The organism is Serratia sp. szju (genome assembly GCF_044594185.1).
Lineage (GTDB): Bacteria > Pseudomonadota > Gammaproteobacteria > Enterobacterales > Enterobacteriaceae > Serratia > Serratia bockelmannii.
In genome coordinates this window covers 981,032-1,006,606 of record NZ_CP172576.1, presented here as the reverse complement: position 1 = coordinate 1,006,606, position 25,575 = coordinate 981,032, and the positions used below count along the sequence as shown (strand labels likewise).

The following is a 25,575-nucleotide window of genomic DNA, read 5'->3' as shown; positions in this document are numbered from 1 at the left end:
TCAGCCTCCGGCGATCGCTTGAAACAGCAAAATGTCGTCACCGTCCTGCACCTGATGGTCGGCCCAGTCGGCGCGTGGGATGATGGTTTGGTTGATCGCCAGCGCGGTGCCCGGCTGGTGGCGTTCCAACTGGGTCAGCAGGGCGGCGACGCTGAGCGGCTGCGCCAGCTCAAGCGGTTGGTCGTTCAGCCGGATTTTCATGCTGCGCCTCCGCATACCGGGCAGGCGCGGGCCTGGCTCAGTTGCAGCGTGCTCCAGCTCTGCTGCTTACCGTCGAACAGCCGCAGTTTCCCGCTGAGGGAGGAAGGCATGCCGGCCAGCATCTTGATGGCCTCCAGCGCTTGCAGGGTGCCGATTACGCCGACCACCGGGCCGAGTACCCCGGCGGTGCGGCAGTTGCGCTGCGGTTCTTCCTGCTCCGGATACAGGCAGGCGTAGCAGCCGTGCGCATAGGGCGGCTCGAGCACCAGCAGCTGGCCGCTGAAACCGACCGCGCTGCCGCTGATCAGCGGCTTGGCGGCGGCGATGCAGGCGGCATTGACCTCATGACGGGTCGCCATATTGTCGCAGCAGTCCAGCACCAGATCGGCGCGGGCGACCGCGTCGCGCAGCGCTTGCCCCTGTAGCCGTTGCGCCAGCGGGATGGATTCCACCAACGGGTTCAGCGCCTGCAGATGGCGTTGCGCCAGCGCCGCCTTACCGGTGGCGGTATCGGCGCTGCGGTAGAGGATTTGCCGCTGCAGGTTGGTAACGTGCAGCTGGTCGTCGTCGGCCAGCAGCAGCGTGCCGACGCCGGCGGCGGCCAGGTACAACGAAGCCGGGGAACCGAGCCCGCCCAAACCGACGATCAACACCGTGGCGCGCTTGAGTTTCTCCTGGCCTTCCGGGCCGACGTCCTCCAGCAGCAGCTGGCGGCTGTAGCGCAGGAATTCCTGATCGTTAAGCATCGCTCGACCCCTCGCCTTCGATCAGCCGCAGCAGCTCGGCCGTCGCCGCGCGCCAATCCGGCGCCTGGGTGATGGCGCTGACCACCGCCACGCTGCCGACGCCGCACGCCAGCACTGCCGGTACGCGATCGATACTGATCCCGCCGATCGCCACCGTCGGGTAATCCGCCAGGCCGGCGATGTGGCGTTTCAACTCCGTCAGCCCCTGCGGCGCCGAAGGCATGTCTTTGGTTTGGGTGGGGAAGATGTGCCCCAGCGCGATGTAGGACGGTTTCACCGCCAGCGCGCGCGCCAGTTCGGCGTCGTCATGGGTGGACACGCCGAGCCGCAACCCGGCGCGGTGAATGGCAGCCAGATCGGTGGTATCGAGATCTTCCTGGCCCAGATGCACGCCGTAGGCGCCATGCTTGATCGCCAGCCGCCAGTAGTCGTTGATGAACAGCCGTGCCTGATAACGCTGGCCCAGCGCGATGGCGGCGGCGATATCCTCTTCGACCTGCTCGTCAGGCAAATCCTTGATGCGCAGCTGGATCGTGGTAACGCCGGCCTCCAGCAGGCGAGCGATCCATTCCACGCTGTCGACGACCGGGTAGAGTCCCAGCTTGTGGGGCGTTGCCGGGAAGGGGGTCGTGATATCAGTCATTGTTTGTCTCCTCTTGCAGGGTGCCGGCGCTGTGATACAGCTCGCTGCCGCGGGCACGGAATTCGGCGGACATTTTCTCCATGCCGGTCATCTGCACTTCGATCGGCTTGGCGGTCTCCTGGGCGGCGGCGTAGTCGCGCACCTCCTGCGAAATCTTCATCGAGCAGAATTTCGGCCCGCACATTGAGCAGAAGTGGGCGACCTTGCCGGATTCCTGCGGCAGGGTTTCGTCGTGATAGGCGCGCGCGGTGGCCGGATCGAGCGCCAGATTGAACTGATCTTCCCAGCGAAATTCGAAACGCGCCTTGGACATGGCGTTATCGCGGATCTGCGCGCCCGGATGGCCCTTGGCCAGATCGGCGGCGTGGGCGGCGATCTTGTAGGTGATCAGGCCCTGTTTGACGTCTTCTTTGTTCGGCAGGCCGAGGTGCTCTTTCGGCGTGACGTAACACAGCATGGCGCAGCCGAACCAGCCGATCATCGCCGCGCCGATGCCGGAGGTGAAATGGTCATAGCCCGGGGCGATATCGGTGGTCAGCGGGCCGAGGGTGTAGAACGGCGCTTCGTGGCAGTGTTCCAGTTCTTCGGTCATATTGCGGCGGATCATCTGCATCGGCACATGGCCCGGGCCTTCGATCATCACCTGCACGTCGTATTCCCAGGCGATTTTGGTCAGCTCGCCCAGCGTATGCAGCTCGGCGAACTGGGCTTCGTCGTTGGCGTCCTGAATCGAGCCGGGGCGCAGGCCGTCGCCGAGCGACAGCGAAACGTCGTAGGCGGCGCAGATCTCGCAGATTTCACGGAAATGCTGATAGAGGAAGTTTTCCTGATGGTGCGACAGGCACCATTTGGCCATGATCGAGCCACCGCGCGACACGATGCCGGTCAGGCGTTTGGCGGTCATCGGCACATAGCGCAGCAGCACGCCGGCGTGGATGGTGAAGTAATCGACCCCTTGTTCCGCCTGTTCCAGCAGCGTATCGCGGAACATCGCCCAGGTGAGGTTTTCCGCCACGCCGTTGACCTTCTCCAGCGCCTGGTAGATAGGCACGGTGCCGATGGGCACCGGGCTGTTGCGCAGGATCCACTCGCGGGTTTCGTGAATATAGCGGCCGGTGGAGAGATCCATCACGGTGTCTGCGCCCCAGCGGGTGGCCCACACCAGCTTCTCCACCTCTTCTTCGATCGACGACGTGACCGCCGAGTTGCCGATATTGGCGTTCACCTTCACCAGGAAATTGCGGCCGATGATCATCGGCTCCGCCTCCGGGTGATTGATGTTGGCAGGAATGATGGCGCGGCCGGCGGCCACTTCCTGGCGCACGAACTCCGGCGTGATGTTGTCCGGCAGGTTGGCGCCCCAGCCCTGGCCCGGATGCTGGTGGCGCAGCACCTCGCCGCGAATGCGCTCGCGCCCCATGTTTTCACGGATGGCGATAAACTCCATCTCCGGGGTGACGATGCCGGCGCGGGCATAGTGCAGCTGGGTCACGCACTTGCCCGGCAACGCCTTGCGCGGCAGCGGCAGATGTTCGAAGCGCAGGTGATCCAGCCCCTCGTCCGCCAGCCGCTGTTGGGTGAAGCCGGAACTGGCGCCGTTCAGGGTCGCAGTATCGCCGCGCGCGTCGATCCAGCCGGCGCGCAGCTTGGCCAGGCCGGCGTGCACATCGAGCTCGGCCTGCGGATCGCCGTAGGGGCCCGCGGTGTCATATACCGGGATCGCCTCGTTCTGTTCATACTGCGGGCTATCTTTGCTGCCGCCGACCAGGGTCGGACTGAGCTCAATTTCGCGCATCGGCACCTGGATATCGCGGCGCGAGCCCTGCAGGTAGATGCGGCGTGAGTTTGGGAAAGCCATGCCTTGCAGCGTGTCGATAAACTGCTGGGCGGCTTCGCGTTGCGCTTTACGGGCGCGCGGTGGATTAATGTTAGACATAGCAAGTTCCTACCAGTGTGTTGGGTTGGGAAAGTTGCTTGTCTGGAGCTCGGAGGGAGTAATGATGGTGGCCGATAAGGCAGGGCGCCCGCAAGGGGGAGGCCGTGCCTGTGGCGATAGATTACTCTTGTTCCCTTCGCGGGTATTAACCCGATCAGGTTCCGCGGATCCCGAATTAACGGTCTCAGCCTGGCTGATTCGATGAACAAATCAGGCGCTAGGCACTCCGACAAGATGCCCCCCAGTATAGGAGGGATATGAAAAAAAACTATAAAATTTTAACGCGCCGGATCCAGCGTCTGGTCCGGCAGCGGTTGCTGCGCGGCTTCTGCTTCCAACTGGATCAGCTTATCTTCCAGCGCAAAGCGCGCCGCCAGCGTTTCGCCGATATCCGACAAGGCCTGGTGGAATTCCAGACAAACCTCCTGATCGATATCCACTTCGGTATAGCGATCGTGGAACGCCATGATCTGTTCAGTATTGGCCCACAGCTTGGGATAGATGTTCACCGCCAGCGACATTTTCGGACTGGCTGCGCCTTCCACTTGTTTGATAATTCTGTCATAGATATGAAAATGCCCTGCGGAGAGATAATCCACCAGGTTGTGGCAAAAGTTCTCCAGCGCTTTTTCATTCAGCGGCGTATGCTTTTCTTTATTCGGTTTGAGGCCTACCAGCGTGCAGTAGGCGACCAGCAACTGCTTGCGGGCCTGAAGCCATTGATCAACTAATTCATTACTACCGCCAACGCGCTGAGTCAGCCTTTCCAAACGGTTGAGCATGTTTGACTCCGTGTAAGTAACAAAAGTAACCGGTAAGTTATTAAAATGTAACAAAGCCGATTTGTAGAGTGCCAGTGAAGCTGAGGTTGTGCAACAACGATATGGAACTTGCATTAACGGGCAATGAAAACGGCTGGTGGATCGTCAGCCATGAAAGCAAACTTTGGTTACCGAACGGTGAATTACCGTCGGGGACGGCCGCCGCCCTCGGGCTGCAGGGCCACATGGCGCGCACCATCGGTGAATGGGAGGGCGCGCCGGTCTGGCTGGTACGCCAGGCGATGCCGCGGGAGATGGGATCGGTGCGTCAGCTGTTGGATCAGGATCGCGGTCTGTTCCAGCTTGCCGGGCGCGGCGTTCAGTTGGCGGATTTCTACCGCTCTCATCGCTATTGCGGCTACTGCGGCCATGAGATGCACCTCAGCCGCTCCGAAAGCGCCTGCCTGTGCGGCCACTGCAAAGAGCGGTACTACCCGCAGATTGCGCCCTGCGTGATCGTCGCCATTCGGCGCGACGATCAGATCCTGCTGGCGCAACACGTGCGCCATCGCGGCGGCATCCACACGGTGCTGGCCGGCTTCGTCGAGGTGGGCGAAACGCTGGAACAGGCGGTAGCGCGCGAAGTGATGGAAGAGAGCAATATCGAAATCAAGAACCTGCGTTACGTCACCTCACAACCCTGGCCGTTCCCGCACTCGCTGATGATGGCCTTTATGGCCGATTACCATCAGGGTGACCTTCGACACGACCCCAAGGAGCTGCTCAACGCCGGCTGGTATCGCTACGACCAACTGCCACTGTTGCCGCCGCCCGGCACCGTGGCGCGCCGGTTGATTGAGGACACCGTGGCGCTGTGCCGGGCAGAATAATGTACAATGGCCGGCAGATTATTAAGGGAGCCCCATAAATGACTGAGTTGAAGAACGATCGCTACCTGCGCGCGCTGTTGCGCCAGCCGGTGGATGTGACCCCCGTATGGATGATGCGCCAGGCCGGTCGTTATTTACCGGAGTACAAGGCGACCCGCGCCCAGGCCGGTGATTTCATGTCGCTGTGCAAGAACGCGGAGCTGGCCTGTGAGGTTACGCTGCAGCCGCTGCGCCGCTATGCGCTGGACGCCGCCATTCTGTTCTCCGACATTCTCACCATTCCCGACGCCATGGGGCTTGGCCTGTACTTTGAAGCCGGCGAAGGCCCGCGTTTCAGCTCACCCATCACCTGCCGTGCTGACGTCGACAAACTGCCGGTGTTCGATCCAGAAGTGGAGTTGGGCTATGTGATGAACGCGGTGCGTACCATCCGCCGCGAGCTGAAGGGCGAAGTGCCGCTGATCGGCTTCTCCGGCAGCCCGTGGACGTTGGCTACCTATATGGTTGAGGGCGGCAGCAGCAAGGCCTTCACCAAGCTGAAGAAGATGATGTATGCCGAACCGGCCACGCTGCACCTGTTGCTGGACAAGCTGGCGGACAGCGTGATCCTGTACCTCAACGCCCAGATCAAGGCCGGCGCGCAGTCGGTGATGGTGTTCGACACCTGGGGCGGCGTGTTGACCGGGCGCGATTACCGCGAGTTCTCGTTGCACTACATGCACAAGATCGTCGATGGCCTGCTGCGTGAGAATGACGGCCGCCGCGTGCCGGTGACGCTGTTCACCAAAGGCGGCGGGCAGTGGCTGGAGGCGATGGCTGCCACCGGCTGCGATGCGCTGGGGCTGGATTGGACCACCGACATCGCCGACGCGCGTCGGCGCGTGGGCGATAAAGTGGCGCTGCAGGGCAACATGGATCCGTCGATGCTTTATGCTTCCCCGGCGCGCATCGCGGAAGAAGTGGAGACCATTCTGGCCGGTTTCGGCCACGGCAACGGCCATGTGTTCAACCTGGGCCACGGCATCCATCAGGATGTGCCGCCTGAGCACGCCGGCGCCTTCGTCGAGGCGGTGCACGCGCAGTCGGCGAAATACCACCGTTAAGGATTCGATGTGACCGATATGCAGGCTCTGCGCGCCGAACAGCTGCGGCGCGCGGCTGAAGTCATTCGCTACGACGATCTGCCGGCCGACCCGCCGGCCTTCATCGCCGGCGCCGACGTGGGCTTCGAGCAGGAGGGAGCGGTGACGCGCGCCGCCATCGCCATCCTGCGCTATCCGTCGCTGGAGCTGGTGGAGTATCAGGTGGCGCGTATCGCCACCGTCATGCCTTATATCCCGGGTTTCCTGTCGTTTCGCGAATACCCGGCGCTGTTGGCCGCCTGGGCTCAGCTGCGGCAAAAGCCGGGGTTGATCTTCGTCGATGGACATGGCATTTCGCATCCGCGGCGTCTCGGCGTCGCCAGCCATTTCGGCCTGCTGGTCGATGTGCCGACTATCGGCGTGGCCAAGAAGCGCCTGTGCGGCAAATTCGCACCGCTGGAGGCCGCCGTCGGTGCGCTGGCGCCGTTGGAAGATAAGGGTGAACAGCTGGGCTGGGTATGGCGCAGCAAGGCGCGCTGCAACCCGCTGTTCATCTCTACCGGTCACCGCGTGGGCGCCGACAGCGCGCTGGCGTGGGTGCAACGCTGCATGGCGGGCTACCGTTTGCCGGAGCCGACCCGTTGGGCTGATGCCATCGCGTCGCGCCGTCCGGCGTTTCAGCGTTGGTTGCAGCAGCATCCGGAGGTGTCGCCATGAGCGATTTCGGGTACACTGCGCGCAGATAACGCGTAAGAGAGTAAAGCATGCTACGTAACCCGATTCATTTACGTCTGGAACGGCACGAGGCTTGGCAACATTTGACCTTTATGGCCAGTTTGTGCGAGCGTATGTACCCGAATTACCAGATGTTCTGCAAACAGACCGAGTTCGGCGATCCGGCGGTTTATCGCCGCATTCTGGATTTGGTGTGGGAAACGCTGGTGGTGAAGGACGCCAAGGTCAACTTCGACAGCCAGCTCGAGAAGTTGGAAGAGGCGATTCCGTCGGCGGAAGATTACGATCTTTACGGCGTTTACCCGGCAATTGATGCCTGTATCGCATTAGGGGAACTGATCCATTCGCGGCTCGGCGGGGAGACGCTGGAGCACGCCATCGCCATCAGCGAAACATCGATTCGCACCGTGGCGATGTTGGAAATGACTCAAGCCGGTAAGGAAATGACCGACGAAGAGTTGGGCAGTTTGCCTGCGGTAGAGGAAGAATGGGACATTCAATGGGAAATTTTCCGCCTGTTGGACGCCTGTGAAGAGCGCGATATAGACCTGATCAAGGGGCTGCGATCCGACCTGCGAGAGGCCGGTGTCAGCAACATCGGGATAAATTTAGCGCAATAAGGCAGCAAAACGTGATTTAACGCCTGATTTGTCATGCCTTAAGGCTTCACATCCGCACCCTGTCTGGTCTACATTTGGGGGGCGTAAAAAAAGTGGCTATCGGTGCGTGTATGCAGGAGAGTGCTGTCAATCGGCATATCCGTCGCACTCGATGCTTTGCAAACGATAAACACACTGTAAGGATAACTTATGAACAAGACTCAACTGATTGATGTAATCGCGGACAAGGCTGACCTTTCCAAAGCACAAGCTAAACTGGCTCTGGAATCCACCCTGGCTGCTATTACTGAGTCTCTGAAAGAAGGTGATGCAGTACAATTGGTTGGCTTCGGTACTTTCAAAGTAAACCATCGTAGCGAGCGCACTGGCCGCAACCCACAGACTGGCAAAGAAATCAAAATCGCAGCAGCCAACGTGCCTGCGTTCGTTTCTGGCAAAGCACTGAAAGACGCTGTTAAATAAGACCGCGCCTCGGTGAAAAGATTAAACAGAGGGGCGATGGCGCCCCTTTTGTTTACTCGTCGGGTGCTCATGGCCGCCGGCATCGCCCTCGGTCTGAGCGCCTGCAGTTTCCATTCCGATATTCCCAGCTTTACCGCCAGCGGCTTTGTGGCCGATCAGGGCGTGATACGCCTGTGGCGTAAAGACGATGAGCAACATCGCCCGCAGGTGCTGGTCAGCGTCTATAGTCCCTACCGGGGGCCGGGTACCATCACCACGCTGTATACCTATCAGGGCGACGTGCTGCGCCAAATCAAACGCAACGACGCCGACGGCGATCGAGACTCCATTCAACTGCGCTTTGCCGACGACGGCACGGTGAGCTTTATGCAGCGCCAGCTGGCGACACGCCGCGAACCGCTGACCAGCGATGAAATCGCCCTGTATCAATATCAGGCGCGACGTATCCTCGAGGTCAGCAATGCGCTGCGCGCCGGCAAGGTCAAATTACTGCAGGGGCGTTGGATGCAGGGCGAGGTGCAAACCTGCGACGGCCAGCGCTTAAAACCCGGGTTGGATGCCACCGCCATCGGCTGGATCGAAAAACGCGCCCGCAGCAGCAGCCGGCCGGTGAGCGTCGCCTGGTTGGAAGCGCCGGAAGGCAGTGAACTGCTGCTGGTGGCGAACGACGACTTCTGCAGCTGGGAACCGAAAGAAGACCAGCTATAAAAAAGGCCCCGCACCGCGGAGCCTCTTGTCATGACCTTATCAGGTCAAATCACTTGCCGCGCGCAATCGCGCGATAACCGATATCTTTGCGGCAGAAGCTGCCCGGCCACTGAATGCCTTCCGCCAGCTGATAGGCGCGTTGCTGCGCCTGCGCCACGGTGTCGCCCAGTGCCGTCACGCACAGCACGCGGCCGCCGCTGGTGACGACGTCATCGCCCTGCAGGCGCGTACCGGCGTGGAAGACCTTACCGTCGGCGCTTTCCTGCTGCGGTAACCCCTGGATCACCTCGCCGTTGCGATAATCACCCGGATAACCGCCGGCCGCCAGCACCACGCCGAGCGCAGGGCGTTCGTCCCAGTCAGAACTTTTCTCGTTCAGGCGGCCTTCGGCACCCGCCAGGCACAGCTCCACCAGATCGGAGCGCAGGCGCAGCATGATCGGCTGAGTTTCCGGATCGCCAAAACGGCAGTTGAATTCGATCACCTTCGGCTGGCCGTCGGCGGAGATCATCAGGCCGGCATACAGGAAGCCGACGTAGGTATTGCCTTCCGCCGCCATGCCGCGCACCGTCGGCCAGATCACCTGGTCCATGGCGCGCTGGTGGATTTCGTCGGTCACAACTGGCGCCGGAGAGTAGGCGCCCATACCGCCGGTGTTCGGGCCGGTGTCGCCGTCGCCGACGCGTTTGTGGTCCTGGCTGGTGGCCATCGGCACCACGTTCTCGCCATCGACCATCACGATGAAGCTGGCTTCTTCGCCGTCGAGGAACTCTTCCACTACGATGCGATGACCGGCGTCGCCGAAGGCGTTGCCGGCCAGCATGTCACGCACGGCTTCTTCCGCCTCCTGCAGCGTCATCGCGACGATCACGCCTTTACCGGCGGCCAGGCCATCGGCTTTGATGACGATCGGTGCGCCTTTGCGGCGCACATAGGCGAGTGCCGGCTCCACCTCGGTAAAGTTTTCATATTCGGCGGTCGGGATGCGGTGGCGCGCCAGGAAATCCTTGGTGAAGGCTTTAGAGCCTTCGAGCTGCGCGGCGGCCTGCGACGGGCCGAAGATTTTCAGACCGGCGGCCTGGAAGGCGTCGACTACGCCGATCACCAGCGGCGCTTCCGGCCCGACGATGGTCAGACCGATGTCATGGCTCTGGGCGAACGCGACCAGGGCAGGGATATCTGTGGCGGCGATCGCCACGTTCTCCAGATTGGCTTCCAGCGCGGTGCCGGCGTTGCCCGGCGCAACGTAGACTTTGTCCGCCAGCGGAGACTGGGCGGCTTTCCAGGCCAGCGCGTGCTCGCGCCCGCCGTTGCCGATAATCAAAATGTTCATCAGGGGCTCCACGAATGGCGTGCGCCGGAGCGCACGCGGCAAAAGGAATTAATGGCGGAAGTGACGCATGTCGGTGAAGATCATCGCGATGCCGTGTTCATTGGCGGCGGCGATCACTTCGTCGTCGCGGATTGAGCCGCCAGGCTGGATCACGCAGGTGATGCCGACCGCCGCGGCGGCATCGATGCCGTCACGGAATGGGAAGAAGGCGTCGGAGGCCATGGCGGATCCTTTCACCTCCAGCCCTTCGTCGCTCGCTTTGATACCGGCGATCTTGGCGGAGTAAACGCGGCTCATCTGGCCGGCGCCTATGCCGATGGTCATATTGTCACGTGCATAAACGATGGCGTTGGATTTCACGAACTTGGCCACTTTCCAGCAGAACAGCGCGTCACGCAGTTCCTGCTCGGTCGGCTGGCGCTCGGATACCACGCGCAGATCGGCGGCGGTCACCATGCCGAGATCGCGATCCTGCACCAGCAGCCCGCCGTTGACGCGCTTGAAGTCCAGCCCCGCCACGCGTTGCTGCCACTGGCCGCAGGCCAGCACGCGCACGTTCTGTTTGGCGGCCAGCAGGGAGCGCGCTTCCTGGGTGACGTTTGGCGCGATGATCACTTCCACGAACTGGCGGCTGATGATCGCCTGCGCGGTGGCGGCGTCCAGCTCGCGGTTAAAGGCGATGATGCCGCCGAAGGCGGAAGTCGGGTCGGTTTGGTAAGCGCGCTCGTAGGCGGCCAGGATGTCGTCGCCGATCGCCACGCCGCAAGGGTTGGCGTGCTTGACGATCACGCAGGCCGGTTCGGCGAACTCTTTCACGCATTCCAGCGCGGCGTCGGTATCGGCGATGTTGTTATAGGACAGCGCTTTGCCCTGCAGCTGCTCGGCGGTCGCGACGGACGCTTCCTTTACCTCTTCTTCTATATAGAAGGCGGCCTGCTGGTGGCTGTTCTCACCGTAACGCATATCCTGCTTCTTGATGTAGTTGAGGTTCAGGGTTCGCGGGAAGCGGCCGGACGGCTGTTCGGTCTCGCCGTGGTACGCCGGCACCAGCGCGCCGAAGTAGTTGGCGATCATGCTGTCGTAGGCGGCGGTGTGTTCGAAGGCTTTGATGGCGAGATCGAAGCGGGTGGCATAGCGCAGCGAGCCGTCGTTGTTGTCCATCTCGGTAATGATGGCGGCGTAGTCGCTGCTCTTCACGACGATGGCGACGTCTTTATGGTTCTTGGCGGCGGAGCGCACCATGGTCGGGCCGCCGATATCGATATTTTCGACCGCGTCTTCCAGCGAGCAATCTGGGCGCGCCACGGTTTGGGCGAACGGGTACAGATTGACGACCACCATGTCGATAGGCTGGATGTCATGCTGATTCATGACCGCGTCGTCCTGGCCGCGGCGGCCGAGGATACCGCCGTGAACTTTCGGGTGCAGGGTCTTAACTCGTCCGTCCATCATCTCCGGGAAGCCGGTGTAGTCGGAAACTTCGGTAACGGGCAGACCGGCGTCTGCCAGCAGGCGGGCGGTGCCGCCGGTGGAGAGCAGTTCAACGCCGCGCTGGGAAAGCGCTTCGGCGAATTCAACGATACCGGCTTTGTCAGACACGCTGAGCAGGGCCCGGCGGATTGGACGAGGTTGTTGCATGGTTTTATCCCTTGGCTTTGAGTCGCAATTAAAGAGCGTTACGTGAATGTCCACCTCGTTCTCTCTATAAGGAAGGGTTTTTTGCCTTATAAAGGGAGGGTCAGGCACATATTCAGGTAGCGCCCCCATAAAAAGGGGGATCGTTTCGTCGCGGGGAATTGTAGCGAAAACGTTTGCGTGGCGCTCGTAAATTTTCCGTGCAAATCGCATCTGTGGATAACACTGTGCGCAAGTGGGTATAAGGCGGGGTTTTGCTGTGGAATGCAGCGAACGATCGTTTTTGCTGAAAATACCTGTTGCGGCCTGCGAGGAACTCCCTATAATGCGCCTCCATCGACACGGAACATGTGAACAACTTCACAGAGTATCCGGGGGTCGCAGAGAAAAAATCCTGAAAATTAGGGTTGACTCTGAAAGAGGAAAGCGTAATATACGCCACCTCGAGTTAGCAAGCGAAAGCGCCTAACTCACTGCTCTTTAACAATTTATCAGACAATCTGTGTGGGCACTCCACAAGACGATATCCAGCATCTTCGGATGCAAAAAAATATCAAGTCTTGAAGAGTGACTAACTGAAGTAAAATTCATGCAGTAAATCTTTGAGCATCGCTTCTCGAGTGGAAGCAAATCAAGCTTTTAATTGAAGAGTTTGATCATGGCTCAGATTGAACGCTGGCGGCAGGCTTAACACATGCAAGTCGAGCGGTAGCACAGGGGAGCTTGCTCCCTGGGTGACGAGCGGCGGACGGGTGAGTAATGTCTGGGAAACTGCCTGATGGAGGGGGATAACTACTGGAAACGGTAGCTAATACCGCATAACGTCGCAAGACCAAAGAGGGGGACCTTCGGGCCTCTTGCCATCAGATGTGCCCAGATGGGATTAGCTAGTAGGTGGGGTAATGGCTCACCTAGGCGACGATCCCTAGCTGGTCTGAGAGGATGACCAGCCACACTGGAACTGAGACACGGTCCAGACTCCTACGGGAGGCAGCAGTGGGGAATATTGCACAATGGGCGCAAGCCTGATGCAGCCATGCCGCGTGTGTGAAGAAGGCCTTCGGGTTGTAAAGCACTTTCAGCGAGGAGGAAGGTGGTGAGCTTAATACGTTCATCAATTGACGTTACTCGCAGAAGAAGCACCGGCTAACTCCGTGCCAGCAGCCGCGGTAATACGGAGGGTGCAAGCGTTAATCGGAATTACTGGGCGTAAAGCGCACGCAGGCGGTTTGTTAAGTCAGATGTGAAATCCCCGGGCTCAACCTGGGAACTGCATTTGAAACTGGCAAGCTAGAGTCTCGTAGAGGGGGGTAGAATTCCAGGTGTAGCGGTGAAATGCGTAGAGATCTGGAGGAATACCGGTGGCGAAGGCGGCCCCCTGGACGAAGACTGACGCTCAGGTGCGAAAGCGTGGGGAGCAAACAGGATTAGATACCCTGGTAGTCCACGCTGTAAACGATGTCGATTTGGAGGTTGTGCCCTTGAGGCGTGGCTTCCGGAGCTAACGCGTTAAATCGACCGCCTGGGGAGTACGGCCGCAAGGTTAAAACTCAAATGAATTGACGGGGGCCCGCACAAGCGGTGGAGCATGTGGTTTAATTCGATGCAACGCGAAGAACCTTACCTACTCTTGACATCCAGAGAACTTTCCAGAGATGGATTGGTGCCTTCGGGAACTCTGAGACAGGTGCTGCATGGCTGTCGTCAGCTCGTGTTGTGAAATGTTGGGTTAAGTCCCGCAACGAGCGCAACCCTTATCCTTTGTTGCCAGCGGTTCGGCCGGGAACTCAAAGGAGACTGCCAGTGATAAACTGGAGGAAGGTGGGGATGACGTCAAGTCATCATGGCCCTTACGAGTAGGGCTACACACGTGCTACAATGGCATATACAAAGAGAAGCGACCTCGCGAGAGCAAGCGGACCTCATAAAGTATGTCGTAGTCCGGATTGGAGTCTGCAACTCGACTCCATGAAGTCGGAATCGCTAGTAATCGTAGATCAGAATGCTACGGTGAATACGTTCCCGGGCCTTGTACACACCGCCCGTCACACCATGGGAGTGGGTTGCAAAAGAAGTAGGTAGCTTAACCTTCGGGAGGGCGCTTACCACTTTGTGATTCATGACTGGGGTGAAGTCGTAACAAGGTAACCGTAGGGGAACCTGCGGTTGGATCACCTCCTTACCTAAAGATATTGATTCGAGTGGCGTGCTCACACAGATTGTCTGATAGAAAGTAACGAGCAGAAATACCTTTATAGGCTTGTAGCTCAGGTGGTTAGAGCGCACCCCTGATAAGGGTGAGGTCGGTGGTTCAAGTCCACTCAGGCCTACCACTTCTCAGAAGTGGAAAAGGTACTGCACGTGACTGTATGGGGCTATAGCTCAGCTGGGAGAGCGCCTGCCTTGCACGCAGGAGGTCAGCGGTTCGATCCCGCTTAGCTCCACCATATAGTCCGGTATTTCAATACTTCAGAGTATATTGGCGACAGTATGCTGCGAAGTATTTTGCTCTTTAACAATCTGGAACAAGCTGAAAATTGAAACATGACGGCTGAAATTTATCCCTCCGTAGATGTACTGGGATGAAGAGTAACCTGTCATAGAGTCTCTCAAATGTTTGCAGCACGAACGATGGAAACATCTTCGGGTTGTGAGGTTAAGTGACTAAGCGTACACGGTGGATGCCTAGGCAGTCAGAGGCGATGAAGGGCGTGCTAATCTGCGAAAAGCGTCGGTAAGGTGATATGAACCGTTATAACCGGCGATACCCGAATGGGGAAACCCAGTGTGTTTCGACACACTATCATGTCATGAATACATAGTGGCATGAGGCGAACCGGGGGAACTGAAACATCTAAGTACCCCGAGGAAAAGAAATCAACCGAGATTCCCCCAGTAGCGGCGAGCGAACGGGGAGGAGCCCAGAACCTGAATCGGCTTGTGTGTTAGTGGAAGCGTCTGGAAAGTCGCGCAGCAAAGGGTGATAGCCCCGTACACTAAAATGCACAGGTCGTGAGTTCGATGAGTAGGGCGGGACACGTGACATCCTGTCTGAATATGGGGGGACCATCCTCCAAGGCTAAATACTCCTGACTGACCGATAGTGAACCAGTACCGTGAGGGAAAGGCGAAAAGAACCCCGGCGAGGGGAGTGAAATAGAACCTGAAACCGTGTACGTACAAGCAGTGGGAGCACCTTCGTGGTGTGACTGCGTACCTTTTGTATAATGGGTCAGCGACTTATATTTTGTAGCAAGGTTAACCGTATAGGGGAGCCGTAGGGAAACCGAGTCTTAACTGGGCGATTAGTTGCAAGGTATAGACCCGAAACCCGGTGATCTAGCCATGGGCAGGTTGAAGGTTGGGTAACACTAACTGGAGGACCGAACCGACTAATGTTGAAAAATTAGCGGATGACTTGTGGCTGGGGGTGAAAGGCCAATCAAACCGGGAGATAGCTGGTTCTCCCCGAAAGCTATTTAGGTAGCGCCTCGTGAACTCATCTTCGGGGGTAGAGCACTGTTTCGGCTAGGGGGCCATCCCGGCTTACCAAACCGATGCAAACTCCGAATACCGAAGAATGTTATCACGGGAGACACACGGCGGGTGCTAACGTCCGTCGTGAAGAGGGAAACAACCCAGACCGCCAGCTAAGGTCCCAAAGTCATGGTTAAGTGGGAAACGATGTGGGAAGGCATAGACAGCCAGGATGTTGGCTTAGAAGCAGCCATCATTTAAAGAAAGCGTAATAGCTCACTGGTCGAGTCGGCCTGCGCGGAAGATGTAACGGGGCTAAACCATGCACCGAAGCTGCGGCAGCGACGCTTAGGCGTTGTTGGGTAGGGGAGCGTTCTGTAAGCCGTTGAAGGTGGCCTGTGAGGGTTGCTGGAGGTATCAGAAGTGCGAATGCTGACATAAGTAACGATAAAGCGGGTGAAAAGCCCGCTCGCCGGAAGACCAAGGGTTCCTGTCCAACGTTAATCGGGGCAGGGTGAGTCGACCCCTAAGGCGAGGCTGAAAAGCGTAGTCGATGGGAAACAGGTTAATATTCCTGTACTTGGTGTTACTGCGAAGGGGGGACGGAGAAGGCTAGGCTAGCCGGGCGACGGTTGTCCCGGTTTAAGCGTGTAGGGGGTGTGACCTGGTAAATCCGGTTGCATACTAACCCTGAGGCGTGATGACGATGCACTACGGTGCAGAAGTAGTTGATGCCCTGCTTCCAGGAAAATCCTCTAAGCATCAGGTAACATTAAATCGTACCCCAAACCGACACAGGTGGTCAGGTAGAGAATACCAAGGCGCTTGAGAGAACTCGGGTGAAGGAACTAGGCAAAATGGTGCCGTAACTTCGGGAGAAGGCACGCTGGCATGTAGGTGAAGTCCCTTGCGGATGGAGCTGAAGCCAGTCGAAGATACCAGCTGGCTGCAACTGTTTAATAAAAACACAGCACTGTGCAAACACGAAAGTGGACGTATACGGTGTGACGCCTGCCCGGTGCTGGAAGGTTAATTGATGGGGTCAGCCGCAAGGCGAAGCTCTTGATCGAAGCCCCAGTAAACGGCGGCCGTAACTATAACGGTCCTAAGGTAGCGAAATTCCTTGTCGGGTAAGTTCCGACCTGCACGAATGGCGTAATGATGGCCAGGCTGTCTCCACCCGAGACTCAGTGAAATTGAACTCGCTGTGAAGATGCAGTGTACCCGCGGCAAGACGGAAAGACCCCGTGAACCTTTACTATAGCTTGACACTGAACATTGAGCCTTGATGTGTAGGATAGGTGGGAGGCTTTGAAGCGTGGACGCCAGTCTGCGTGGAGCCATCCTTGAAATACCACCCTTTAATGTTTGATGTTCTAACTCGGCCCCATAATCTGGGGTGAGGACAGTGTCTGGTGGGTAGTTTGACTGGGGCGGTCTCCTCCCAAAGAGTAACGGAGGAGCACGAAGGTTAGCTAATCACGGTCGGACATCGTGAGGTTAGTGCAAAGGCATAAGCTAGCTTGACTGCGAGAGTGACGGCTCGAGCAGGTACGAAAGTAGGTCTTAGTGATCCGGTGGTTCTGAATGGAAGGGCCATCGCTCAACGGATAAAAGGTACTCCGGGGATAACAGGCTGATACCGCCCAAGAGTTCATATCGACGGCGGTGTTTGGCACCTCGATGTCGGCTCATCACATCCTGGGGCTGAAGTAGGTCCCAAGGGTATGGCTGTTCGCCATTTAAAGTGGTACGCGAGCTGGGTTTAGAACGTCGTGAGACAGTTCGGTCCCTATCTGCCGTGGGCGTTGGAAGATTGAGAGGGGTTGCTCCTAGTACGAGAGGACCGGAGTGAACGCACCACTGGTGTTCGGGTTGTCATGCCAATGGCATTGCCCGGTAGCTAAGTGCGGAAAAGATAAGCGCTGAAAGCATCTAAGCGCGAAACTTGCCTCAAGATGAGTCTTCCCTGGGCCTTTAAGGCCCCTGAAGGAACGTTTAAGACTAAGACGTTGATAGGCTGGGTGTGTAAGTGCAGCGATGCATTGAGCTAACCAGTACTAATGATCCGTGAGGCTTAACCTTACAACACCGAAGGTGTTTTTAGAGAGATTTTCAGCGAAGTTCCGAGATTGGTTCTGATGGCTTCACGGAAGTGAGGCGGTTGGAATGAAACAGAATTTGCCTGGCGGCAATAGCGCGGTGGTCCCACCTGACCCCATGCCGAACTCAGAAGTGAAACGCCGTAGCGCCGATGGTAGTGTGGGGTCTCCCCATGCGAGAGTAGGACACTGCCAGGCATCAAATTAAGCCGAAAGCCCTGAACTGACGTTCAGGGCTTTTTGCTATGCGTAAAACGTAAAAAAGCGCAGCTACGCTGCGCTGCTCTCCCCAGTTTATCTCCGACAGACAGCCAGAGAAAAGGCCCCGAAGGGCCTTTGATTAGGGTGTGTTTGCTTTTTTTCACTTATTATTCGATTAATGCGAGCTGCCCTGAGAGATACCCAGCCCGGTTTGCGAACGGACAAACTGCGCCCGGAAGCGTTCCCGCTCCTGCTGCCCGGCCAGCGAGCTGTCGGTGATCGAGAACAGCCAGGTGCCGACAAAGGCCACGATCATCGAGAACAGCGCCGGGTATTCATACGGGTAAATCGGTTTTTCATGGCCGAGGATCTGCACCCAGATCGTCGGGCCGAGGATCATCAGAATCACCGCCGTTAACAGACCCAGCCAGCCGCCAATCATCGCGCCGCGGGTCGTCAAACGCGACCAGTACATCGACAGGATGATGATAGGGAAGTTACAGCTGGCAGCGATAGAGAACGCCAGCCCGACCATAAAGGCGATATTCTGCTTCTCGAACAAAATCCCCAGGGCAATAGCAACCAGGCCCAATACCACGACGGTGACCTTTGAGACCTTCAGCTCGTCACGCTCGGTCGCCTTGCCGTTTTTCATCACGCTGGCGTACAGATCGTGGGAAACCGCCGAGGCACCGGCCAGCGTCAGGCCTGCAACGACCGCCAGAATGGTGGCGAAGGCCACCGCCGAGATAAAGCCGAGGAAGAAGTTGCCGCCAACGGCATTGGCCAGGTGCACCGCCGCCATATTGGTGCCGCCCAGCAGCGCGCCGGTGGCGTCTTTGAACGCCGGATTGGCGCTGACCAGCAAGATGGCGCCGAAGCCGATGATAAAGGTCAGAATATAGAAGTAACCGATAAAGCCGGTGGCGTAGAACACGCTCTTGCGCGCTTCCTTGGCGTCACTCACGGTGAAGAAACGCATCAGGATGTGCGGCAGACCGGCGGTGCCGAACATCAGCGCCAGGCCAAGCGAGAGCGCAGAAATCGGATCGGACACCAGCCCGCCGGGGCTCATGATGGCGATGCCTTTCGGGTGCACCTTCACCGCTTCGGCAAACAGGGTATTGAAGTCGAAGTTAACCGACTTCATCACCATCAGCGCCATAAAACTGGCGCCGGCCAGCAGCAGCACCGCCTTGATGATCTGCACCCAGGTGGTGGCCAGCATGCCGCCGAACAGCACGTACAGCACCATCAGGATGCCGACCAGGATCACCGCCACATGGTAGTTGAGCCCGAACAGCAGCTGGATCAGCTTGCCGGCGCCGACCATCTGCGCGATCAGATACAGCGCCACCACCACCAACGAGCCGCAGGCCGAGAGGGTGCGGATCGGTTTCTGCTGCAGACGGTAAGAGGCGACATCGGCAAAGGTATAACGGCCGAGGTTGCGCAAGCGCTCCGCGATCAGGAACAGAATGATCGGCCAGCCGATGAGGAAGCCGATGGAGTAAATCAGTCCGTCATAGCCCGAGGTGTAGACCAGGGCGGAGATACCGAGGAACGAGGCGGCGGACATGAAGTCACCGGCGATCGCCAGCCCGTTTTGCAGGCCGGTGATGCGCCCGCCCGCGGTGTAGTAGTCCTGACGGGAACGGGTGCGTTTGGAGGCCCAATAGGTGATGTAGAGCGTGGCGCCGACAAACAGGATAAACATCACGATCGCCTGGATGTTCAGCGGCTGGCGATGCACCTCGCCGCCAATGGCGTCGGCGCAGGCCAGACCGGGCAGCAACAGCAGCGCGGCGGCGGACAATAAGCGCTTCATTGTTTCACCTCACGCAGAATCTCTGCGGTGAGGCGATCGAATTCGCCGTTGGCGCGAAACACGTAGATCCCGGTCAAGACGAAAGAGATCACGATCAGCCCGACGCCGACCGGGATCCCGCGGGTGATGGTCGATCCGGCGGCGATCGGCGTGCCGAGCCATTGCGGATCGAAGGCGATCAACAGAATAAAGCCGACGTACAGCGCCAGCGTAATCAGTGAAAGCAGCCAGGCGAACCGGCCGCGTTTTCTCACCAGCTCTTTAAAGCGCGGGTTTTCTTCAATCCCTTGATAAATGGTGTCATTCATCAGAGTGTCTCCAGTCGGTATTGAGAGAGTACGCCGCGCCAGGGCCGCTCAATGGCGCGTGATCCGAATGAGCGGCCTGAAGCGGCATAAATTATGACGGCACTTTCATTGATTGTTTTTCTTCCAACAGCTTGTCGACGACGGCCGGATCCGCCAGCGTAGAGGTATCCCCCAGGTTGCTGGTGTCGCCGGCGGCAATTTTGCGCAGGATACGCCGCATGATCTTGCCGGAGCGCGTTTTGGGCAGCGAATCTGTCCAGTGCAGTACGTCCGGCGTGGCGATCGGCCCTATCTCTTTGCGCACCCAGTTGCGCACTTCGGTATAGAGCTCCGGCGTCGGTTCTTCGCCGTGGTTCAGCGTGATGTAGGCGTAGATCGCCTGGCCTTTGATGTTATGAGGAATGCCGACCACTGCCGCTTCGGCGATTTTCGGGTGCGATACCAGCGCGGACTCAATCTCGGCGGTGCCCAGACGGTGGCCGGAGACGTTCAGCACGTCATCGACGCGGCCGGTGATCCAGTAGTAACCGTCTTCGTCGCGGCGTGCGCCGTCACCGCTGAAGTACATGCCTTTGAAAGTCGAGAAGTAGGTTTGCTCGAAGCGGTCATGATCGCCGAACAGGGTACGCGCCTGGCCCGGCCAGGAATCGACGATCACCAGGTTGCCTTCGCAGGCGCCTTCCTGCGGTGTGCCGACGTTATCGACCAATGCCGGCTGTACGCCGAAGAAAGGCCGCGTAGCAGAACCGGCTTTCAGCTCGGTGGCGCCAGGCAGCGGGGTAATCATGAAGCCGCCGGTTTCGGTTTGCCACCAGGTGTCGACGATCGGGCACTTTGCATTGCCTATCTTGTTGTAGTACCACTCCCAGGCTTCCGGGTTGATCGGCTCGCCGACCGAGCCCATGATACGCAGCGAATCGCGTCGTGTGCCCTCGATCGCCTTGTCGCCTTCGGCCATCAGGGCGCGAATGGCGGTCGGTGCGGTATACAGAATGTTGACCTGGTGCTTGTCGATCACTTGCGACAGGCGATTAACGCCCGGATAGTTAGGCACGCCTTCGAACATCAGCGTGGTGGCGCCGCAGGCCAGCGGGCCGTACAGCAGATAGCTGTGGCCGGTGACCCAGCCCACGTCGGCGGTGCACCAATAAATGTCGCCGTCGTGGTAGTCGAACACATACTTAAAGGTCATCGCGGCGTAGACCAGGTAGCCGCCGGTGGTGTGCAGTACGCCTTTCGGTTTGCCGGTCGAGCCGGAGGTGTACAGGATAAACAGCGGATCTTCGGCGTTCACTTCTGCCGGCGGGCAGTCGGCGGAGACGCCCTGGGTCAGCTCATGCCACCACAGATCGCGCCCTTCCTGCCAGTAGCCCGGTTTCCCGGTGCGTTGGAACACCACGACGTTGGCCACGCTGACTACGCCGGGATTTTTCAGCGCATCGTCGACGTTCTTTTTCAGCGGCACGGCACGGCCGGCGCGCAGGCCTTCATCGGCGGTGATCACCAGCCTGGCGTTGGAGTCGATAATGCGTCCGGCGACCGCTTCCGGCGAGAAGCCGCCGAAGATCACCGAATGTACGGCGCCGATACGCGCGCAGGCCAGCATCGCGACCGCCGCTTCCGGCACCATCGGCATATAGATAGCCACCACGTCACCTTTTTTCACGCCGAGCTTTTTCAGCACGTTGGCGAACTGGCAGACGTCATGGTGCAGCTGTTTGTAAGTCACCTTTTTGGATTGGGTCGGGTCGTCGCCTTCCCAGATAATGGCGGTCTGGTCGCCGCGCTCGGCCAAATGACGATCCAGACAGTTGGCCGCCAGGTTCAACGTGCCGTCTTCAAACCAACGGATGCTGACGTGGCCCGGATCGAACGAGGTGTTTTTGACTTTGGTATAGGGTTTGATCCAGTCCAGGATTTTGCCATGCTCACCCCAGAAAGCCTCTGGGTCTTGAACCGACTGTTGATAATACTGTTGGTATTGTGCCGGATTAATCAGGGCGCGTTCTGCAATTGCAGAAGGAATAGCGTGTTTATGCAGTTGGCTCATAGCTTTTCTCCTTGAAGTTGTTAATGATATGTCAACTGAAGGTTAAGTATAGTTTGCTACGATTCTTTGTTTCTTTTTTGCGCGGCAGATCACGCAACAAAGATATTGATTTGTAATCGTTCTGTCGCATTTGCAGGGCATATCTATCTATTTGGCGCTTAAATCCTCATAAACCCACGTTTTTAACCAAAAACACTTATCTAAAGAACAAAAAAGAATAAAAAAAGGCGAGGGTATTTGCCTCGCGCTTAATAAGGATGGGAGAGACCAGCATTATTTCGCGCTATAAATCTTTTTTGATTATTTTTCGCTATTAATATTCGAAGTTGGTATTAACGCGATATAACGATGGACGGCACATCGTGAAATAACGTTCTATTAATGCTTCATACCTGATGAAAACTCGGGAAATACCCTGTGGCATTCATCCTGCGGTATCGTTCGATTTTTAATCTAAATATAAAATGGCGCTGCATTTATGGGTGAAAATGTCACTCGGCCAACTCCCATTTATTTGACTTTTGAGTAACAAAATATAAACATTCGGTGCGGACTAAATATGCAGAATGGACGAAAAATAACGCATTTTAATCGCGTTCAAAAAAACGTCACCGGCGCGGTTATGTGCTTCATTATCTGAAAAATTATGTTTTTAATAACAAGCAATTATGCCATTTGAAATAGTTACGCGAAATTTTTGTGATTCGATTCAGCGCTCAACCCTGACAAATCAAGGCTTGCAGAGCATGCCGCCCGGATGATACAGATTTATACTGCGTCGCACCCAGGGCAGGTGAACGCTTCCACTGAATTAACATAAGCCTGTAATAAATGATTAAGTATTCTTTTCGCCGTGTTGCGACTTTGTACGGCGCAAAGAGTCTTTGAGGACTTTTTGGGTATGAAAAGTGTAAAAATTAGCCTGGCTTGGCAAATCCTGATCGCGTTGGTACTGGGTATTATTGTTGGCGCGGTATTGCACAACCAGACAGAATCTCGTGAGTGGCTGGTCAGCAATATTCTCAGCCCGGCGGGTGATATCTTTATTCGTCTGATCAAGATGATTGTGGTGCCGATTGTTATTTCCACGCTGATCGTCGGTATTGCCGGCGTAGGCGATGCGAAAAAGCTGGGCCGCATCGGATTGAAAACCATTATTTACTTCGAAGTGATCACCACCATCGCCATCGTGGTGGGGTTGACGCTGGCCAACGTATTCCAACCCGGCCACGGCATCGACATGTCGACGTTGACCACGGTGGACATTTCGCAGTATGAGAAAACCACCGAACAGGTGCAAAGCGGTTCGCACAGTCTGGTGGCGACCATTCTGTCGCTGATCCCATCGAACGTCTTCTCGTCGATGGCCAAGGGCGACATGCTGCCGATTATCTTCTTCTCGGTGCTGTTCGGTCTGGGGCTGTCGTCCTTGCCGAAAGAGACCAAAGAGCCGTTGCTGAAGGTGTTCAAGGCGGTATCCGAGAGCATGTTCAAAGTCACCCACATGATCATGCGCTATGCGCCGATCGGGGTGTTTGGCCTGATTTCGGTCACGGTAGCCAACTTCGGTTTCGCTTCGCTGCTGCCGCTGGCCAAGCTGGTAGCGCTGGTGTATTTCGCCATCGCGTTCTTCGCCCTGGTGGTGCTGGGGGCGGTCGCCCGGCTGTGCAACCTGCGCATCTGGACGCTGATCCGCATCCTGAAAGACGAACTGATCCTGGCTTATTCCACCGCCAGCTCGGAAACGGTGCTGCCGCGCATCATTGAAAAGATGGAGGCTTACGGCGCGCCCAAGTCGATCACCAGCTTTGTGGTGCCGACCGGCTACTCCTTTAACCTGGATGGTTCGACGCTGTACCAGAGCATCGCCGCCATCTTTATCGCCCAACTGTACGGCATCGAGCTGTCGTTGGGGCAGGAGATCGTGCTGGTGCTGACGCTGATGGTGACCTCGAAAGGGATCGCCGGCGTGCCGGGCGTCTCGTTCGTGGTGCTGCTGGCTACGTTGGGCAGCGTCGGCATTCCGCTGGAAGGCCTGGCGTTCATCGCCGGCGTGGACCGTATCCTGGATATGGCGCGTACCGCGCTGAACGTGGTGGGCAACGCGCTGGCGGTACTGGTGATCGCCAAGTGGGAGCACCAGTTCGATCGCAAGAAGGCGCTGGCTTACGAAACGGAGTTTCTGGCGCAGAAGGTGAAGCCGGCCAACCAGGCCTAATCACGAGTATCGCCGACGTTAAAAACGCCCCAGGCAGTTGTGCCGGGGCGTTTTGTTTTTATGGCCCTCCAACCCGCCACTTTCTTTTCTCTGCTCTACAGCGCGACTTGCATCCCCGCTTAACAAAATCTAAAGTGTTACCAAATTAATAGAAATGATAATAGATGTTATTATCATTTTCATTTGATGATGTATGGAGACACGCAAAAGCCGTTGAACAGTGGGGTTACGCCCGTTCGGCGTCTTTATTCGGGCTTATCAAAGGTAGGTAACATGTCGGACACCGCTTTGGCCTCTGAATGGTTGCCGCTGGCGCCAGCGCAGCTTGATTTCTGGGAAGAACACACCTTGCACCCTGGGCAGACTCTGTCCACCGTCGCACATTGCACCGAACTGTGCGGCGCGGTAGAGGAAGAGACGCTCTGCCGGGCGATCGCCACCACTCTCGCCGAGACGCAGGCGTTTGCCTTGCGCTTTGGTGAGCGGCATGGCGACTCTCCCCCGCTGTTACGTTACGATCCACAGCGCACGCCGCCATTGCAACGCATCGATCTGCAAACGCACGACGATCCCTGGCAGGCGGCGCAAAACCTGATGCGCGAAGATATCGCGCAGCGCCGGGCGCTGCACAGCGAACCGTTAGCTGCAGCCTGGCTGCTCAAGCTGGGGCCGGAGCGCTACCTCTGGTACGTGCGTGCGCACCATATTCTGGTTGATGGCTTCGGCATGGCCCTGATCGAACACCGCTGCGCCGCGTTATATGCGCACTATCTGGGTGAGGGCAGCGCAGGTATGCCTCTGGGCGCCTTCGACGTCTTTCAACAGGCCGAGCTGGCCTACGCTGATTCTGAGCGATGCGAGCGCGATCGGCGCTTTTGGCAGACCTATCTGCCGCCGTCGCAGGTGCTGCCGACGGTGCGCAAGGGTGGTGAGGCCTATGGCGTACGGCGTCTGAGCACCCACCACCGGCTGCCAGCGGCGGTGTCGCACTCTCTGGCGCAGTTGGCGGAGCGTAGCGGCATCAATTGGCCCGACTTGCTGGTGGCGCTGTCGGCGGCCTGGCTGTTTCAGGTGATGCCGCGCTGTGCCCGGCAAGGCGATACGCTGCCGATGTGGATGCCGGCGATGAATCGCCGTGGGCAGGCAGCCACTAACGTGCCTTCGCTGGCGGTCAACACTCTGCCGCTGCTGGTGTCACCGCCGCAAGCGGAGACGCTGGGGAGCTTTCTCACCACGCTGACGCAGCAGCTGCGGGAGCTGCGCAGCCACGCCGGCTACCGTCTGCGCCAATTGGCCGCCGATCGCGGTGTGGATCCGGGCTCGCGCTTCTTTATTTCCCCCTTCATCAACGTGCAACCCTTCGATGCGCCTCGTTTTACTGGCTGTCGCGGTACCCGCAGCGTATTGGCCGGCGGCTCGGGCGACGGTTTTAACCTGACGTATCGCGGCCGCACCGACGCCCGCGATCTGCAGGTGGATATAGATATTTATCTGGAACAGTTCCCGACGGAGGATGCGTTGGACTATGGCGAGGCGCTGCAAGAATTTCTGTTGCGTGCGCTGCAGCAGGAAGCCTGGGAGCAACCGCTGGCGGCCCTGACGGCGTTACCCGCCTGAGAAAATGCGGGCGGGGGATGTC

Annotated in this window: 18 protein-coding genes, 2 tRNA genes, 3 rRNA genes and 1 riboswitch; of the genes, 13 read left to right on the top strand and 10 right to left on the bottom strand. The window is 58.1% G+C overall.

The window, feature by feature from the left end:
* The 5 genes from thiS to RE418_RS04815 all read right to left on the bottom strand — a co-directional run bounded on the left by thiS (position 1) and on the right by RE418_RS04815 (position 4,308).
* Complete coding sequence (gene thiS / locus RE418_RS04835) at positions 1 to 201, bottom strand: sulfur carrier protein ThiS (RefSeq protein WP_016929423.1); 201 nt, start codon at positions 199 to 201, stop codon at positions 1 to 3.
* On the bottom strand, positions 198 to 947 hold the full coding sequence (locus RE418_RS04830; protein WP_004929883.1) for a HesA/MoeB/ThiF family protein: 750 nt from the start codon (positions 945 to 947) through the stop codon (positions 198 to 200). Before RE418_RS04830 ends, thiS begins: the two co-directional genes overlap by 4 nt.
* Positions 940 to 1,590 (bottom strand): thiamine phosphate synthase, encoded by a 651-nt coding sequence (gene thiE, locus RE418_RS04825; protein WP_049206077.1) that lies wholly within the window; start codon positions 1,588 to 1,590, stop codon positions 940 to 942. Before thiE ends, RE418_RS04830 begins: the two co-directional genes overlap by 8 nt.
* Positions 1,583 to 3,526: a phosphomethylpyrimidine synthase ThiC gene (gene thiC / locus RE418_RS04820; protein ID WP_089181543.1), complete on the bottom strand. Its 1,944-nt coding sequence runs from the start codon at positions 3,524 to 3,526 to the stop codon at positions 1,583 to 1,585. The genes thiE and thiC overlap by 8 nt, the downstream gene beginning before the upstream one ends.
* Positions 3,527 to 3,640: 114 nt before the next feature.
* Positions 3,641 to 3,765, bottom strand: a riboswitch (TPP riboswitch).
* A gap of 39 nt (positions 3,766 to 3,804) precedes the next feature.
* On the bottom strand, positions 3,805 to 4,308 hold the full coding sequence (locus RE418_RS04815; RefSeq protein WP_016929420.1) for an Rsd/AlgQ family anti-sigma factor: 504 nt from the start codon (positions 4,306 to 4,308) through the stop codon (positions 3,805 to 3,807).
* Between the two features lie 101 nt (positions 4,309 to 4,409).
* On the opposite strand from RE418_RS04815, the gene nudC reads away from it, so the two are divergent.
* From nudC to RE418_RS04785, 6 genes are all read left to right on the top strand, one after another.
* Entirely contained in the window at positions 4,410 to 5,177 is a 768-nt protein-coding gene (gene nudC / locus RE418_RS04810) for an NAD(+) diphosphatase (protein ID WP_025304948.1), read from the top strand.
* 38 nt (positions 5,178 to 5,215) lie between these two features.
* Positions 5,216 to 6,280 carry a uroporphyrinogen decarboxylase gene (gene hemE / locus RE418_RS04805; RefSeq protein WP_025304949.1) on the top strand — a complete coding sequence of 355 codons (1,065 nt, stop codon included), beginning with the start codon at positions 5,216 to 5,218 and terminating at the stop codon, positions 6,278 to 6,280.
* A gap of 9 nt (positions 6,281 to 6,289) precedes the next feature.
* Positions 6,290 to 6,976, top strand: a complete 687-nt coding sequence (gene nfi / locus RE418_RS04800; protein ID WP_049206080.1) for a deoxyribonuclease V — start codon at positions 6,290 to 6,292, stop codon at positions 6,974 to 6,976.
* Between the two features lie 47 nt (positions 6,977 to 7,023).
* Complete coding sequence (locus RE418_RS04795) at positions 7,024 to 7,614, top strand: YjaG family protein (RefSeq protein ID WP_025304951.1); 591 nt, start codon at positions 7,024 to 7,026, stop codon at positions 7,612 to 7,614.
* Between the two features lie 189 nt (positions 7,615 to 7,803).
* Positions 7,804 to 8,076, top strand: a complete 273-nt coding sequence (gene hupA, locus RE418_RS04790) for a nucleoid-associated protein HU-alpha (RefSeq protein ID WP_004929874.1) — start codon at positions 7,804 to 7,806, stop codon at positions 8,074 to 8,076.
* A gap of 36 nt (positions 8,077 to 8,112) precedes the next feature.
* Positions 8,113 to 8,784, top strand: coding sequence for a DUF1481 domain-containing protein (locus RE418_RS04785; RefSeq protein WP_080271274.1), 672 nt, complete (start codon positions 8,113 to 8,115; stop codon positions 8,782 to 8,784).
* A gap of 49 nt (positions 8,785 to 8,833) precedes the next feature.
* Here RE418_RS04785 and purD read toward each other — a convergent pair whose 3' ends face one another.
* Both purD and purH read right to left on the bottom strand, forming a co-directional pair.
* On the bottom strand, positions 8,834 to 10,117 hold the full coding sequence (gene purD, locus RE418_RS04780) for a phosphoribosylamine--glycine ligase (RefSeq protein ID WP_015376331.1): 1,284 nt from the start codon (positions 10,115 to 10,117) through the stop codon (positions 8,834 to 8,836).
* A 48-nt stretch (positions 10,118 to 10,165) separates the two neighbouring features.
* Positions 10,166 to 11,755 (bottom strand): bifunctional phosphoribosylaminoimidazolecarboxamide formyltransferase/IMP cyclohydrolase, encoded by a 1,590-nt coding sequence (purH, locus tag RE418_RS04775; protein ID WP_089181545.1) that lies wholly within the window; start codon positions 11,753 to 11,755, stop codon positions 10,166 to 10,168.
* A 637-nt stretch (positions 11,756 to 12,392) separates the two neighbouring features.
* On the opposite strand from purH, the gene RE418_RS04770 reads away from it, so the two are divergent.
* From RE418_RS04770 to rrf, 5 genes are all read left to right on the top strand, one after another.
* Positions 12,393 to 13,934: ribosomal RNA gene (locus RE418_RS04770) — 16S ribosomal RNA — on the top strand.
* 74 nt (positions 13,935 to 14,008) lie between these two features.
* Positions 14,009 to 14,085 (top strand) — tRNA-Ile (locus RE418_RS04765).
* Between the two features lie 38 nt (positions 14,086 to 14,123).
* Positions 14,124 to 14,199: transfer RNA gene (locus RE418_RS04760), tRNA-Ala, on the top strand.
* 207 nt (positions 14,200 to 14,406) lie between these two features.
* Positions 14,407 to 17,314, top strand: a 23S ribosomal RNA gene (locus RE418_RS04755).
* Between the two features lie 99 nt (positions 17,315 to 17,413).
* Positions 17,414 to 17,529 (top strand): 5S ribosomal RNA (rrf, locus tag RE418_RS04750).
* The 16S, 23S and 5S rRNA genes sit together here with 2 tRNA genes alongside, the layout of an rRNA operon.
* Before the next feature lie 178 nt (positions 17,530 to 17,707).
* Here the strand turns inward: rrf and actP are convergent.
* The 3 genes from actP to acs all read right to left on the bottom strand — a co-directional run bounded on the left by actP (position 17,708) and on the right by acs (position 21,718).
* Entirely contained in the window at positions 17,708 to 19,360 is a 1,653-nt protein-coding gene (actP, locus tag RE418_RS04745; protein ID WP_089181546.1) for a cation/acetate symporter ActP, read from the bottom strand.
* Complete coding sequence (locus RE418_RS04740) at positions 19,357 to 19,668, bottom strand: DUF485 domain-containing protein (RefSeq protein ID WP_004930047.1); 312 nt, start codon at positions 19,666 to 19,668, stop codon at positions 19,357 to 19,359. Before RE418_RS04740 ends, actP begins: the two co-directional genes overlap by 4 nt.
* 91 nt (positions 19,669 to 19,759) lie before the next feature.
* Positions 19,760 to 21,718: an acetate--CoA ligase gene (gene acs, locus RE418_RS04735; protein ID WP_025304955.1), complete on the bottom strand. Its 1,959-nt coding sequence runs from the start codon at positions 21,716 to 21,718 to the stop codon at positions 19,760 to 19,762.
* A gap of 901 nt (positions 21,719 to 22,619) precedes the next feature.
* Between acs and gltP the strand changes: the two genes are divergently transcribed.
* Together gltP and RE418_RS04725 are read left to right on the top strand one after the other, a co-directional pair.
* Positions 22,620 to 23,936, top strand: coding sequence for a glutamate/aspartate:proton symporter GltP (gltP, locus tag RE418_RS04730; RefSeq protein ID WP_025304956.1), 1,317 nt, complete (start codon positions 22,620 to 22,622; stop codon positions 23,934 to 23,936).
* 273 nt (positions 23,937 to 24,209) lie between these two features.
* Positions 24,210 to 25,553 carry a condensation domain-containing protein gene (locus RE418_RS04725; protein WP_025304957.1) on the top strand — a complete coding sequence of 448 codons (1,344 nt, stop codon included), beginning with the start codon at positions 24,210 to 24,212 and terminating at the stop codon, positions 25,551 to 25,553.
* Positions 25,554 to 25,575: the final 22 nt, after the last annotated feature.